Source organism: Stenotrophomonas sp. MMGLT7 (assembly GCF_021168555.1).
Lineage (GTDB): Bacteria > Pseudomonadota > Gammaproteobacteria > Xanthomonadales > Xanthomonadaceae > MMGLT7.
The window spans coordinates 103,325-116,948 of the sequence record NZ_JAJOZS010000012.1; the positions used below are offsets into that span (position 1 = coordinate 103,325).

The window sequence follows — 13,624 nt, forward strand, 5'->3', positions numbered from 1 at the left end:
CGCTCTAAGGCATCTCCGCCGGTTCGAACTCCACCAGCGCCGCGCCCTCGGCCACCAGTTCGCCCTCGCGCACGCGGAAGCTGCGCACGATGCCGTCGGCCGGGGCCTGCAGCGTGTGCTCCATCTTCATCGCCTCCAGTACCAGCAGCGGGGTGCCGCGCGCGAGCTTCACGCCGATCCCGGCGAGCAGGGCGACGATGCGGCCGGGCATCGGTGCGGCCAGACCGCCGTCCTGCCCGGGCGGCTGGTCGGCCTCGGCGACCGGATCGTGCAGGGAGAAGGCCTGGCTGCGGCCGGCCTCGAAGATGTGCACGGTATCGCCGTCGAGGATGGCCTCGGCCCGGTACTGGCGATCGCCGAGGCGGAGGCGCAGCCGCGTGCCCTCGTGCGACAGTGCGGCAGGCAATGCGGCTGCGTCGTCGAGCGCGAGCAGCCAGTCGCGGTCGCCGCGCGGCGTGGCGGCGACGAGGCGGCGCCGGCCGTCGCATTCGAGCCATAGCCTGCGCGCGGCAGGCCCGGTCATGCGCCAGCTGTCCTGGATGTCCCAGGGCGAGTGCGGATCGGCCGGGCCGGCAGTGGCCGCGGCCGCTGCCTGCAGCAACGCCAGCGCCGCCATCATCCACTGCGCATCGCCTGCCGCCGCGGGAGCCGACAATGCCTCATGCTCGCGCTCGATCAGCGCCGTATCCAGGTGCGCCTGCGAGAACGAGGCGGTATCGAGCAACCGCCGCAGGAATCCGGCGTTGCTGGACACGCCCACCAGCCGGCACCGGTCCAAAGCCTGGCGCAGCCGCCGCAGCGCGTCGTCGCGATCGGCCCCCCAGGCGACCAGCTTGGCGATCATCGGGTCGTAGTGCGCGGTCATGGCATCGCCGGCATCCACGCCGGCGTCCACGCGTACATGCGCGTCCATGTCGGGGAAGCGCAGGTGCCGCAGCACGCCGGTGGACGGCAGGAAGCCGTTGTCCGGGTTCTCCGCATACAGCCGCGCCTCGATCGCGTGGCCGCGGATCGCCAGCTGCTCCTGCCGCAGCGGCAGCGGCTGGCCGGCGGCCACGCGCAGCTGCCATTCGACCAGGTCGGTGCCGGTGATCATCTCGGTGACCGGATGCTCGACCTGCAGGCGCGTGTTCATTTCCATGAACCAGAACTCGCCCTGCGGCGAGACGATGAACTCCACGGTGCCGGCACCGACGTAGCCGACCGCGCGCGCCGCCTCCACCGCGGCCCGGCCCATGGCCGCGCGGCGTTCCCCGGTCATGCCGGGGGCCGGCGCCTCTTCCAGCACCTTCTGGTGGCGGCGCTGCACCGAGCAGTCGCGCTCGAACAGGTGCACCAGGTTGCCGTGGCTGTCGCCGAACACCTGGATCTCGATGTGGCGCGGCCGCTCGACATACTTCTCCACCAGCACGTGGGCATTGCCGAACGCGCCCTGTGCCTCGCGCCGGCAGCCGGCGAGCGCAGCTTCGAACCCGTCCGCCGCTTCCACCTTGCGCATGCCCTTGCCGCCGCCGCCGGCACTGGCCTTGATCAGCACCGGATAGCCGATGGCATCGGCCTGCTCCCGCAGGAATGCAGGGTCCTGCGTATCGCCGTGGTAGCCCGGGGTGAGCGGCACGCCGGCGCGCTGCATCAAGGCCTTGGCCGCGCTCTTGTCGCCCATCGCGCGGATCGCGGCCGGCGGCGGACCGATGAAGACGATGCCGGCCGCCGAGCACGCTTCGGCGAAGTCGGCGTTCTCGGACAGGAAGCCGTAGCCGGGGTGGATGGCCTGCGCGCCGGTGGCGTGCGCGGCGGCGAGGAGGGCGTCGCCGCGCAGGTAGCTTTCGCGCGCCGGTGCCGGGCCGATGCGGACGGCCTCGTCGGCCAGGCGCACGTGGCGCGCATCGCGGTCGGCGTCCGAGTACACCGCCACGCTGGCGATGCCCAGGCGCCTGCAGGTGGCGATCACGCGGCAGGCGATCTCGCCGCGGTTGGCGATGAGGATCTTGTCGAACATCGGGGATGGGGAAGTCGCCATGTGTGCGTGTCCGGTTGTGCTTGGGGTGAATTTCTCTTCCAGGTCGCTGGATGCGATGCATGCAACGCTTCCGCGGTTGCCGTTGCCGTTGCCTTTGCCTTTGCTCTGCCCCCTCCCTTGCGCGAAGCGCAGGGGAGGGTTGGGGAGGGGTGCTCTTGCTCTTGCTGTTGCGTTGGCTTTGACTTACCGGGTTCCCTTCCGAAATTCCTGCCGGATCCGCGAACCCGTAGCACGTAAGCGCGGAAGGCGCGTAGGCAGGGCGTGCTTGACCAGCCTGCGGCTGTGGAAAAGCACTTCTTTGGGCCACGTTTCTTTGCACGAGCAAAGAAAGGTGGCTCGCCCGTCAGGGCGAAAGCCTTTGACGTTGCCGTTGCTTCTGCCTTTATCGCTTGGTGCGAGGGACGACACAGCAGCAGCAAGATCAAGAGCTTTCGCTCCTTGCGGAGCGAGTTACTTTTCTTTGCTCGTGCAAAGAAAAGGTAACCAAAAGAAAGCACGCCCTGCCTTCGCGCCTTCCGCGCTGCGCGCTCCAGGTCCGCTCCGCCAGCGGGAATTCGCGGAAGGGGCATCCTGCCCCTGCCGCGAACGACGTGCATCCATGCACGTCGCCCCTGCGGGGTTTTACCCGCTGGCTCCGCCGCTACGGAAGGGAACCCGGTAAGTCAAAGCCAAGGCAACAGCAAGAGCACCCCTCCCCAGCCCTCCCCCTGCGCTTCCGCGCAAGGGAGGGAGCAGAGCAACAGCAACAGCAACAGCAACAGCAACAGCGGTCCTGCGTTCGTTTCAACTGGAGCAGGGAGCGACATCGCCACGCTCACATCCTGAACACTCCGAAACGCGACGGCTCTATCGGCGCATTGAGCGAAGCCGACAACGCCAGCGCCAGCACGCGGCGCGTGTCCGCAGGGTCGATCACGCCGTCGTCCCACAGCCGCGCGCTGGCGTAGTACGGATGGCCCTGCCGCTCGAACTGGTCTCGGATCGGCGCCTTGAACGCGTCCTCCTCCTCCGCGGGCCACGCCTCGCCACGCGCCTCGATGCCATCGCGACGCACCGTCGCCAGCACGCTGGCCGCCTGCTCGCCGCCCATCACGCCGATGCGGGCGTTCGGCCACATCCACAGGAAGTTCGGCGAATAGGCACGCCCGCACATGCCGTAGTTGCCGGCACCGAAGCTGCCGCCGATCACCACGGTGAACTTGGGTACCTTCGCGCAGGCCACCGCCATCACCAGCTTGGCCCCGTCGCGGGCGATGCCGCCGTGCTCGTACTTGCGCCCGACCATGAAGCCGGTGATGTTCTGCAGGAACAGCAATGGAATGCCGCGCTGGCAGCACAGCTCGATGAAGTGCGCGCCCTTGAGCGCGGATTCGGAGAACAGGATGCCGTTGTTGGCGACGATGCCGATGGGATGTCCGTGCAGGTGCGCGAACCCGGTCACCAGGGTGGTGCCGTAGCGCGCCTTGAACTCGTCCAGGCGCGAGCCGTCCACGATCCGCGCGATCACCTCGCGCACGTCGTAGGGCTTGCGGGTGTCGGCCGGGATCGCGCCGTACAGCTCCTGCGCCGGATACAGCGGCGGCTCGGGCGTGCGCAGGGCCAGCGGCGAGGGCGGCTTGCGCCGGTTCAGCCCGGCGACGATCGCGCGCACCCGCGCCAGCGCCTGCAGGTCGTCGTCGGCGTAGTGGTCGGCCACGCCGGAGATGCGCGTGTGCACGTCGGCGCCGCCCAGTTCCTCGGCGCTGACGACCTCGCCGGTGGCGGCCTTCACCAGCGGCGGGCCGCCGAGGAAGATCGTGCCCTGCTCGCGCACGATCACCGTTTCCTCGCACATCGCCGGCACGTAGGCGCCGCCGGCGGTGCAGCTGCCCATCACGCAGGCGATCTGGGCGATGCCCTGCGCCGACAGGTTGGCCTGGTTGTAGAAGATGCGGCCGAAGTGGTCGCGGTCGGGGAACACCTCGTCCTGCAGCGGCAGGAAGGCGCCGCCGGAATCGACCAGGTAGATGCACGGCAGCCGGTTCTGCTGCGCGATCTCCTGCGCGCGCAAGTGCTTCTTCACCGTCATCGGGTAGTAGGTGCCGCCCTTGACGGTGGCGTCGTTGGCCACGATCACGCACTCCACCCCGGACACGCGGCCGATGCCGGCGACCACGCCGGCGCAGGGCACCTCGCCGCCGTACATGCCGTGCGCGGCCAGTGGCGCGATCTCCAGGAACGCGCTGCCGGGATCGAGCAGGGCGTCGATGCGCTCGCGCACCAGCAGCTTGCCGCGCGCGCTGTGCTTGCGCCGCGCAGCCTCGCTGCCGCCGAGCGCGGTGCGGGCGAGGGTGGCGCGCAACTCGTCCACCTGCGCGCGCATCGCGGCAGCGTTGTCCTGGAAGGTGTCGCTGCCGGGTTGGAGCTGGGTTTTCAGGATGGTCATGGCGCTGTCTTGGCTTGTTTCCCTTCTCCCTGCGGGAGAAGGTGCCCGAAGGGCGGATGAGGGTGCGGACGAAGCCCTGTGAGTCTGGGGTGGACGAGGGCTTCGCCCCGTACCCTCACCCCAACCCCTCTCCCGCCGGGAGAGGGGCTTTCAACGGGTCCGCTCGAACAGTTCGCGGCCGATCAGCATGCGGCGGATCTCCGAGGTGCCGGCGCCGATCTCGTAGAGCTTGGCGTCGCGCCACAGCCGCCCGGTCGGGTAGTCGTTGATGTAGCCATTGCCGCCGAGCACCTGGATCGCCTGGCCGGCCAGCCAGGTGGCCTTCTCGGCGGCGTAGAGGATCGCCCCGGCCGCGTCCTGGCGGGTGATGCGGCCGCCGTCGCAGGCGCGCGCCACCGCGTACACGTAGGCGCGGCAGGCATTGAGGCCGACATACATGTCGGCCAGCTTGGCCTGGATCAGCTGGAACCCGCCGATCGCCTCGCCGAACTGGCGGCGCTCGTGCACGTAGGGCAGCACCACGTCGAGCGCGGCGGCCATCAGGCCCAGCGGGCCGCCGGCCAGCACCACGCGCTCGTAGTCCAGGCCCGACATCAGCACCCGCGTACCGCCGCCGATCTCGCCGAGCACGTTGTCCGCCGGCACCTCGCACTGCTCGAACACCAGTTCGCAGGTGTTGGAGCCGCGCATGCCCAGCTTGTCCAGCTTCTGCGCGGTGGAGAAGCCGGGCATGCCCTTCTCGACGATGAAGGCGGTGATGCCGCGCGCGCCGGCGGCCGGGTCGGTCTTGGCGTAGACCACCAGCACGTCGGCATCGGGGCCGTTGGTGATCCACATCTTGTTGCCGTCGAGCACGAAGCGGTCGCCGCGGCGCTGCGCGCGCAGCTTCATCGACACCACGTCCGAGCCGGCGCCGGCCTCGCTCATCGCCAGCGCGCCGACCTGCGTGCCGCTGCACAGCGCGGGCAGGTAGCGGCGCTTCTGCTCGGCGCTGCCGTTGCGGTGCAGCTGGTTCACGCACAGGTTGGAATGCGCGCCGTAGGACAGGCCGATCGCGCCGGATGCGCGCGAGATCTCCTCCATCGCCACCACGTGCGCCAGGTAGCCCATCGCGCTGCCGCCGTACTCCTCGGCCACCGTCAGTCCGAGCAGGCCCTGTTCCCCCAGCTGGGGCCACAGCTGCGCCGGGAAGGCGTTGTCGCGGTCGGCCTGTTCGGCGAGCGGGGCGATCCGGCGGGCGGCGAAGCCGGCCACGCTTTCGCGCAGCAGGTCGATGTCCTCCCCCAGGTCGAAGTTCAACACGGGCACGTGCATGGCGGCTCCATGGAGCTGGCGTGCGCGGCGGCACCAGGGACCGGATCGGCCCGTGTTGCGGCAAGCGCGGTGGTGCGGGGGAAGGCCAGACTAGCCCGGTTCGGATAAAAAGTGAACTACAATTCAAAAATTGAAGAAGGAATCACTCCATGGCCTACAAGCGCTCGGCGCTGATGGAGCGGCGCATCGCCGGCAACCGCGAACGCATCCTGCTGGCCACGCGCCGGCTCATCGCCAGTGGCGGCTACCGCGGTGCGCCGGTCACCGCGGTGGCGGCGCAGGCGGGGGTGTCCACCGGGCTGATCTACCGCTACTTCCCGTCCAAGGCGGAGCTGTTCGTCGAGGTGCTGACCGCGGCGGTCGAGTACGAGATCGCGATCCTGCGCGAGATCGCCGTCCGCCCGCTGCCGGCGGCCGAGCGTCTGCAACTGGCCATCGCCTCGTTCGTGCGGCGCGCACTGGCCGGCCCGGAGCTGGCCTACGCCTTCATCGCCGAGCCGGTGGAACCGGAGGTCGATGCCGAGCGCATCCGCTGCCGGCGCCTGTTCGGCGAGGTGTTCCGCGAGCTGCTGGCCGAGGGCGTGGCCGCCGGCGAATTCCCGCCGCAGGACCTGGACGCGGCCGCGGCCTGCATCGTCGGCGCCTACACCGAGGCCCTGGTCGGCCCCACCGCGCCCAGCCGCAACAGCCCGCGCGACGGCGAGCGGCTGGTCGAGTCGGTGTGCGGCTTCTGCCTGCGCGCGGTCGGCGGCGAGAGGCGCTGACGGGTGTTCTCGCCGCCGCGACCGGCCAGGCTGTCGTCGCCGCGGTTCTCGTCCAGCCACCCAGCTACCACGCCAGCAGCTCTCGCGCCGGCGCGGCCCATGCCAGCGGCACCAGTGCGCGCGGCCGGCACGGCAGCAGCCACGGACCGGGCAGGGTGCCCGCCGGGGTCGGCCCGCCCGGCCAGGGCCAACGGGCCGTCGTTCCGGCTGGCGGCCAGCACCGCCAGCACGAACGCCGCCGCCAGCGTCCATGCCAGCCGAGGCGCTGCGCCAGTGTCGTCAGGCCCTACGAGCGCGGGCGGCAGAAACGTTCGGGGCGAAGCGCTCGGCCGCGGCGAAGCGGGTCGGAGTTCGCCGTGCGAGGCCGTTTTGCGGCGTTCGTCGGCCTGTAGCTGCGCTGCAGGCCGGCAAGCGGCGCGAAAGCGGACCGCATCGGCGCCGCCTCGCAGCCCGGACGGCTTCTACTGCCCGGATTCCCGTCGCATGCGCGCTACATGCACTGGTTGAATACGGTGAGGCAGTTGGTCTCGCCTTTCTTGGTGCAGGCGGCGGTCGCTTCCTGCGCGGCGCCCTGTTTGCTCTCGCCCACCGCACCGAACGTCTGCGCGCCGTTGGCCACCGGCGAAATCACCGCTGCCGCGCACTGTCCCTTGGTGAAGGCGAGCAGCGTCTCGCAGTTGGGCGCGCCGCACTTGCGTACTGCATTGTCGATCGCGTCCTGGCGGTTTGCACCCAGGTGCAGGCCGACCCCCTGCCCGCCGCCGCGCGGGACCGCGATCGCGGTCCACGGCTGGTCGGTGTTGCCGTCGCCCGCCGCGCGGCCGGGCGCAGGCGCAGGCGCAGATGCGGATGCGGATGCGGGCAGCTTGCCGCGCGCCTCCGGCGGCGTGGCCATGTAGGCCTCCAGACCGGGGTAGAACTCCACCTGGGGCCGCCCGCTGCGGCCGATCGCGACGAAGTTCAGGCGCTCGTTGATGCGATCCATCAGCGAGTAAGCGTACTTCCAGCCGGTGCAGGCGACCTGATCCTCACGCGAGGTGCAGTCGCGGCCGCCGGCGGCCGTGCATTTTTGCGTCGCCGCCTCGCGCGCTTTCTTCTTGTCGTCTCCCTGGGCCCAGAACAGGCCCCGCTGGGCGCTGTAGGCCGGCGCCAGGCAGGTGTTGGCGAAGGCCACCGCCGGCCGGCAGGCGCTGCCGCATTCCTTCAGGGCTTGCTGCAGCGTCCCGTCCTGGCTGTCGCCGTCCAGTGCGATGTTCCAGCTGCCGTCGGCGGTGTTCACCACGACCACGCCCCACCAGTCGCGCTGCTGTTGCCTGCGCACGCTGGCATCGCGCTGGCCGATCGCCTCGTAGGTCGCCTGCTGCGCGGCCAGCTCCTCGGAAGTGGGGGCCAGTTCGGCCTGCTGTTGCAGCCAGCCCTGGCGATTCACTTCGGCCGCATGCGCCTGCTGCCGGCCCTGCGCGCTGTTGGGGTCCTGCGCGCCGGCCGTCCCGGCGTACGCCGCGAGCGCCAGCAGCAACGCCAGCGCCCACCGGCGCGCGCGCGGGCGGGGGGCGGACGTCATGGAAGGCGGGGGGGCCGCGGTGCGGGAAAAGCGCTGCATGCGATCGGTCCTGAGCGGGTGAAGGGAGCGAATCATGTCATAGCCCGATGCCGGCTGGCCGGCCCGCCGGGCGGACGCCCGCGCGCCCCCCGGCCGCGTCGCCATACGCTCCGGGACGGCCCCGTCGAACGAAGGCGGAGCAGGCCCGATGACGCATGCACCCGGAGCGGGCCGTCCGGCCGCGGCCCGGCCTCGCGCGCCGGGAGCGGATCGCCGCGCTCCGCGGCCTCCCCACACCGTGCTGCTGTTCGCCGGCACCGGCGCGTGCTGGGGTCACCGCGATCGCCGGGGACATGCGCCGGCGCGTCGAACGCGATGCTGGCGACAACCCCGAGGCGGCAGGAGCACCGGCGACTGCAACCCCGGCGACACGAGCGCGAGGTCCACGAGCGGCGTAATCAGGACGAACGCCCGTTGCGGCGATCGCAGGGCTTTCGACGGATCTTCGCTCGATCCGGCACGCTGGAGCCGATGTTCGTCGCCTTCACACCTCGCGCTCATCGCACAGGCGCTGCGTTGGTGCCAGCGCGCGCTACCGGCCCAGCCACCACCCCAGCAGCCCCAGCACCGGCGCGCTCCACGCCACCGGCACCAGCGCGCCCGGGCGGTACGGCAGCAGCCCCAGGCCGAGCAGCGCGCCGGCCACGGTCAGCCCGCCCAGCCAGGCCACCGGGCCGATGTTCCAGCCGTCCGCCAGCACCGCCAGCGCGAACGCCGCCGCCAGCAGCGTCCAGCCGAGCGCCCGCCACAGCCGCATGCGCTGCGGCGAGGCGCGGTCCTTGCCGTACAGCTCCAGCTGGTGCTTCTCCATCGCCAGGCACAGCGCGGCGAACCCGGAGAAGCACAGCCCCAGCATCGCCCAGCTCATCGCGCGCCCTCCGTGGCCGCGGTGGCGGAGGGGGCCTGGCGTGCGCGCTTCTGCGCGGCGGTCAGCGGCGGCGTCCAGTGCTGCATGCGCCAGCCGGCGATCGCCAGGCACACGCCCAGCCCCAGGCACACCAGGTCGACGCCGGCCAGCGCCCAGTCGCCGGCCGGCACGGTCGCGCCCAGGTGGATGCCGGTGGTCAGCGCGTTGAGTACCGGTACCAGCGCGAACAGCGCGCCGCCGGCATACAGCTGCCAGGCCCACATCGCCCGCCTGGGCCACGCGAACGCCGCCAGCAGCGCCGCCGCCCAGGCCAGGAAGAACGCATTGGCTTCCTGCTCCGGGCGCGCGGCCACCTCCAGCGGCAGCAGCCGGTTGGCCCAGAAGTAGGCGGCGAAGGCGATCGGCAGTCCCGCCACCGCGCCGATGTTGAGCGCGTCCACCAGCCGCAGGCCGAAGCCGATGCGACCGGCCTTGGCGTGCTTGGGCCGCTCCTTGACCGCCCACAGGATCACCCCGCTGGCCACCATCAGGCAGCCGAGCAGGCCCGAGCCGAAGAACAGCAGCCGCAGCAGCGGCGAGGCGAAGTGGGCCAGGTGCAGGCCTACCATCACCCCGCGGGTCTGGGTGGCGCCGCCCGGTGCGCCGGTGGCGGCCAGCAGCCGGCCGCTGCCGGCGTCGAGCAGGATCGACGGCGTGTCGACCGTCAGGTTGTCGCCGCGCGCCGCGCTGATCTCCACCGCGGCGTTGGCGTCCCCGGGATGGTGGACCACGACGCTCCCGATCGCCACGCCGGGCCAGCGCGCGCCGGCCTGTTCCAGCAGCCGCTGCGGCGGCAGCATCGCGCCGGGCCGGCCGGCGGCCTCGCGCACCTCGACGATGCGGTTGAACGCCTCGTTGTAGAAGCGCTCCTCGCCTTCCGGGTAGGTGGCCTTCATCGCCCACGGCAGGTACATGAACATCAGCGTGACGATGCCGGTGTAGGTGATCATCGCGTGGTACGGCAGCGCCATCACCGCGCTGAGGTTGTGGAAGTCCAGCCACGAGCGCTGGCCCTTGCCGGGGCGGAAGGTGAAGAAGTCCTTGAAGATCTTCTTGTGGGTGATGACGCCGGTGATGATCGCCACCAGCATGAACATCGCGCAGAAGCCGACGAAGTAGCGCGCCCACACCACCGGCACGTAGTGCAGGTCGAAGTGCAGGCGGTAGAAGAACTCGCCGCCATGGGTGTCGCGCGCGGCGACGTCCTCGCCGCTGGCCGGGTCCACGGTGGCGGTGCCGAAGCGGGCCCGGCGGCCCTGGGCCGCGCCGTCGGCCGGCGCCGGGTTGAGCCAGTACATGGTCAGCGTCGGGTCGCGCGGGCCGGGCAGGCGGATGTTCCACAGTTCGGCATCGGCGGCATGCCGCTGCAGGTACTTCACCGCGCCGGCCAGCGCGGTGGCCTCGGACACCTGCACCCGCGGCAGTTCCGGGCGCATCCAGCGATTGAGGGTCTCGCGGTAGTAGCTGGCGGTGCCGGCCATGAAGATCAGCAGCAGCACCCAGCCGACCACCAGCCCGGTCCAGGTATGCAGCCAGGCCATCGACTGGCGGAAGCCCTGCTTCATGCGGCTGCCCCCAGCCAGTGCGCCGCCAGCGCCATCGCCAGCGCCGGTCCGGCGATCCCCGCCCACGCCTTCCACGCGCGCTCGCTGGCGAACGCCCACAGCGCCGCGCATGCGGCCAGCGCGATGCCGGCCAGCATGCCGGTCAGCACCGCCTGGCTGCGCGGCATCGGCAGCGCCAGCGCCATCAGCACGCTGGCGCTGGAGGCCAGCGCGTAGCCGCCGAAAATCGCCGCCAGCACGCGCGACAGCACGCCCAGCCAGGGACGGGAAAGCCGGGATCGCCAGCGCGGTTGCGTGGCGGCATTCGGGGCGATGTCGGTCATTGCGGGCGGGATGTGTCCGGCGGGTTGGGGCGGCGCGGGGCGGAGGCTGCGTGCGCGACGTGGAGGGCAGGGGACGATGCGAATGCCCGGGCTTCGCGCGCCGGGCCAGGCGGCCGTCTCCGGCCGTCCTGTCAATGGGAATGATACGCATTGACTGCGACGGCTGCAGGTGCTGCGGTGCACCGGGAACCCGGCCCGGGCTGTCCTATACTCCGGCCCACAGCGATGGCCGCTCGGCCTGGCCAGGAGAGAAGGGCACGTGCGCAACTACGACCTGGAGTTCCTGAAGCGCTTCTCGATGGTGATCGGCCTGCTGGCGGTCGTGACCCTGGGCCTGATCGCGTTGGCCGCGTACCTGCAGCGGTCCCTGCCGGCCGAGATCCCGCCCTCGGTGCACCAGCGCACCCTGCAGCGGATCGCGCCGGCGGGGGCGGTGTACGCCGGTTCCACCGGCGCCGCCGCGCAGGCGGCCGCCCAGGCCGCGGCGCTGGCGCGGGCCGCGGCCGACGTGGCCTACGGCGGCACCACCGACGGCAAGACCATCTTCGACAACCTGTGCACCGCCTGCCACACCAACGGCGTCGGCAACGCGCCCACGCTCGACCGCGCGCACTGGGATGCGCGGCTGGCGCAGGGCAGGGAGACCCTCTACCGGCATGCGATCGAGGGCTACACCGGCCCGGACGGCGGCATCATGCCGCCACGCGGCGGCAACCCCGCGCTCACCGACGAGCAGGTGCATGCCACCGTGGACTGGATCCTGGACAATCTGAAGTAGTCTTCGCCGGCCGCGCCGATCGTTCCGCCCCCGGGCGGTGCCTGCCGTCGCCCGCGCTACAGTCGTCCGCATCGTTTCCAGGAGTGTTCCCATGTCGTCCAACCGCCGCGCCGCACTCGCGCTGGCCTGCTTCCTGCCGTGTGCGCCCGCACTGGCGCAGGCGTTGTCGATCGGCCAGGTGCAGGGCAGCGGCACGCGCAGCCCGCTGCTGGCGCGCGAGGTGATGGTGGAAGGCGTGGTCACGGCGGATTTCCGCGGCGGGCTGCAGGGGTTCTTCCTGCAGGACGCCGGCGACGGCGATGCCCGCACCTCCGATGCGATCTTCGTCCAGGCCGGGGCGGATGCGGCGATCGCGGTGGGCGATCGCCTGCGCGTGCGCGGCCGCGTGGCCGAGCTCGACGCCGGCGCGCAGGGCGACAGCCTGACCGCGCTGCAGGACGTTCGCATCGATACGCTGGCTTCGGCGCAGCCGGTGCCGCTGCAGGTGATCGAAGCCGCGCCGGACGGCTGGGAAGCGCTGGAAGGCATGCGCGTGCGCATCGATGCGCCGTTGACCATCGCCGGCGTCGACAACCTGCAGCGCTTCGGCGAGCTGACCGTCGCCTTCGGCGGACGGCTGTGGCAGCCCAGCGAGATCGCGGCCGCGGGCACCCGCGCCTGGGACCGGGCCAGCGCCGACAATGCGCGGCGGCGGCTGCGCCTGGACGATGCCGACAGCCGGCGCGATCCGCCGCCGCCGTCCTGGCTGCCGGATCCCTCGCGCCTGCGCAGCGGCGTGCTGGTCACCGGCGTGGAAGGCATCGTCGACCAGCGGGGCGGCGGCTACCGGCTGCAGGTGACGGCGCCGCTGTCGTTGCCGACGCTGCGCGTGCCGGCGGTTCCGCAGGTCGCCGGCAGCCTGCGCGTCGCCGCGTTCAACCTGGAGAACCTGTTCAACGGCGACGGCCACGGCGGCGGCTTCCCGACCCTGCGCGGCGCGCGCACCCATGCGCAGTACCGGGCCCAGCTGGCCCGGCTGGTCGCCACCATCGTCCCGCTGCAGGCCGACGTGGCGGCGGTGATGGAGCTGGAGAACGACGGCTACGGCGCCGATTCCTCCATCGCGCAGCTGGTCGCCGCGCTCGATGCGGCGCAGGGCAGCTCCGGCGACTGGCGCTTCGTCGATGCCGGCACCGGGCCGGGCGACAACCCGATCCGCGTCGGCATCCTCTACCGCGCCTCGAAGGTGACACCGCTCGGCCGGCCGGCGGTGCTGGAGGACGGCCCGTTCGGCGAACGCAGCCGGGTGCCGCTGGCGCAGGCATTCCGCAGCGCCGGCGGCACGCCGTTCGTGGTGGTCGCCAACCACTTCAAGTCCAAGGGCTGCTCGCAGGCCGCCGCCGCCGACCTCGACCAGGGCGACGGCCAGGGCTGCTGGAATGCGACCCGCAGCGAATCGGCAAGGCGCCTGCACGCCTGGCTGCAGGGCGACCCGACCGGCAGCGGCAGCGGCAGCGCGATGACGGTGCTGCTGGGCGACTTCAACGCCTACGCGATGGAATCGCCGCTGCGCGTCCTGCACGCCGAGGGCTGGCAGGACGCGTTCGCCGCCGCTGGCGTCGAGCGGCCCTACAGCTACGTCTACAACGGCCTGAGCGGGCGGCTGGACCACGCCCTGCTCAGCCCGGCGCTGGCCGCGCGCCTGCGTGGCGCCGGCGAATGGCACATCAATGCCGACCTGCCCGCGGATGCCGGCTACCAGGGCCGCGACCTGCCGGGCCCGTGGCGCAGCTCGGACCACGACCCGCTGCTGCTGGGCTTCGATCTCTGAGCAGCGGCCCGGGGACCGGGCGGGAGCACCGTAGGAGCGATGTAGGAGCGACTTCAGTCGCGATGGGGCTGTACCGGTGAAGCCCCATCGCGACTGAAGTCGCTCCTACATCATC

10 protein-coding genes are annotated in these 13,624 nt (G+C 71.7%); 3 read left to right on the forward strand and 7 right to left on the reverse strand.

Translation table 11 applies throughout. The features are described from left to right. Positions 1 to 4: 4 nt before the first annotated feature. The 3 genes from LRX76_RS14495 to LRX76_RS14505 all read right to left on the reverse strand — a co-directional run bounded on the left by LRX76_RS14495 (position 5) and on the right by LRX76_RS14505 (position 5,759). The gene (locus LRX76_RS14495; protein ID WP_231806337.1) at positions 5 to 2,020 is read right to left on the reverse strand and encodes an acetyl/propionyl/methylcrotonyl-CoA carboxylase subunit alpha; all 2,016 of its coding nucleotides are present in this window, start codon (positions 2,018 to 2,020) and stop codon (positions 5 to 7) included. A gap of 814 nt (positions 2,021 to 2,834) precedes the next feature. Beyond that, a complete protein-coding gene (locus tag LRX76_RS14500) occupies positions 2,835 to 4,445 on the reverse strand; it encodes a carboxyl transferase domain-containing protein (RefSeq protein WP_231806338.1) in 1,611 nt (536 codons plus the stop codon). A gap of 150 nt (positions 4,446 to 4,595) precedes the next feature. Further along, positions 4,596 to 5,759: an isovaleryl-CoA dehydrogenase gene (locus LRX76_RS14505; RefSeq protein ID WP_231806339.1), complete on the reverse strand. Its 1,164-nt coding sequence runs from the start codon at positions 5,757 to 5,759 to the stop codon at positions 4,596 to 4,598. A gap of 149 nt (positions 5,760 to 5,908) precedes the next feature. Between LRX76_RS14505 and LRX76_RS14510 the strand changes: the two genes are divergently transcribed. Then, complete coding sequence (locus LRX76_RS14510; protein WP_231806340.1) at positions 5,909 to 6,523, forward strand: TetR/AcrR family transcriptional regulator; 615 nt, start codon at positions 5,909 to 5,911, stop codon at positions 6,521 to 6,523. Positions 6,524 to 7,013: 490 nt separating this feature from the next. Here the strand turns inward: LRX76_RS14510 and LRX76_RS14515 are convergent, their stop codons facing one another. From LRX76_RS14515 to LRX76_RS14530, 4 genes are all read right to left on the reverse strand, one after another. Next, entirely contained in the window at positions 7,014 to 8,231 is a 1,218-nt protein-coding gene (locus LRX76_RS14515; RefSeq protein WP_231806341.1) for a DUF4189 domain-containing protein, read from the reverse strand. Between the two features lie 427 nt (positions 8,232 to 8,658). Beyond that, a complete protein-coding gene (locus LRX76_RS14520) occupies positions 8,659 to 8,994 on the reverse strand; it encodes a DUF3325 domain-containing protein (RefSeq protein WP_231806342.1) in 336 nt (111 codons plus the stop codon). Then, positions 8,991 to 10,598, reverse strand: coding sequence for a PepSY-associated TM helix domain-containing protein (locus LRX76_RS14525; protein ID WP_231806343.1), 1,608 nt, complete (start codon positions 10,596 to 10,598; stop codon positions 8,991 to 8,993). Before LRX76_RS14525 ends, LRX76_RS14520 begins: the two co-directional genes overlap by 4 nt. After that, a complete protein-coding gene (locus LRX76_RS14530; protein ID WP_231806344.1) occupies positions 10,595 to 10,921 on the reverse strand; it encodes a DUF3649 domain-containing protein in 327 nt (108 codons plus the stop codon). Before LRX76_RS14530 ends, LRX76_RS14525 begins: the two co-directional genes overlap by 4 nt. 259 nt (positions 10,922 to 11,180) lie before the next feature. On the opposite strand from LRX76_RS14530, the gene LRX76_RS14535 reads away from it, so the two are divergent. Both LRX76_RS14535 and LRX76_RS14540 read left to right on the forward strand, forming a co-directional pair. Next, a complete protein-coding gene (locus tag LRX76_RS14535) occupies positions 11,181 to 11,699 on the forward strand; it encodes a c-type cytochrome (RefSeq protein ID WP_231806345.1) in 519 nt (172 codons plus the stop codon). A gap of 91 nt (positions 11,700 to 11,790) precedes the next feature. Then, a complete protein-coding gene (locus LRX76_RS14540; RefSeq protein ID WP_231806346.1) occupies positions 11,791 to 13,509 on the forward strand; it encodes an ExeM/NucH family extracellular endonuclease in 1,719 nt (572 codons plus the stop codon). Positions 13,510 to 13,624: the final 115 nt, after the last annotated feature.

Excerpts from the sequence above, each read along its gene's own strand:
- LRX76_RS14495 (WP_231806337.1), bottom strand. The coding sequence starts at position 2,020 with ATGGCGACTTCCCCATCCCCGATGTTCGACAAGATCCTCATCGCCAAC.
- LRX76_RS14540 (WP_231806346.1), top strand. The coding sequence starts at position 11,791 with ATGTCGTCCAACCGCCGCGCCGCACTCGCGCTGGCCTGCTTCCTGCCG.
- LRX76_RS14515 (WP_231806341.1), bottom strand. The coding sequence starts at position 8,231 with ATGGCGACGCGGCCGGGGGGCGCGCGGGCGTCCGCCCGGCGGGCCGGC.
- LRX76_RS14505 (WP_231806339.1), bottom strand. The coding sequence starts at position 5,759 with ATGCACGTGCCCGTGTTGAACTTCGACCTGGGGGAGGACATCGACCTG.
- LRX76_RS14530 (WP_231806344.1), bottom strand. The coding sequence starts at position 10,921 with ATGACCGACATCGCCCCGAATGCCGCCACGCAACCGCGCTGGCGATCC.
- LRX76_RS14500 (WP_231806338.1), bottom strand. The coding sequence starts at position 4,445 with ATGACCATCCTGAAAACCCAGCTCCAACCCGGCAGCGACACCTTCCAG.
- LRX76_RS14510 (WP_231806340.1), top strand. The coding sequence starts at position 5,909 with ATGGCCTACAAGCGCTCGGCGCTGATGGAGCGGCGCATCGCCGGCAAC.
- LRX76_RS14520 (WP_231806342.1), bottom strand. The coding sequence starts at position 8,994 with ATGAGCTGGGCGATGCTGGGGCTGTGCTTCTCCGGGTTCGCCGCGCTG.
- LRX76_RS14525 (WP_231806343.1), bottom strand. The coding sequence starts at position 10,598 with ATGAAGCAGGGCTTCCGCCAGTCGATGGCCTGGCTGCATACCTGGACC.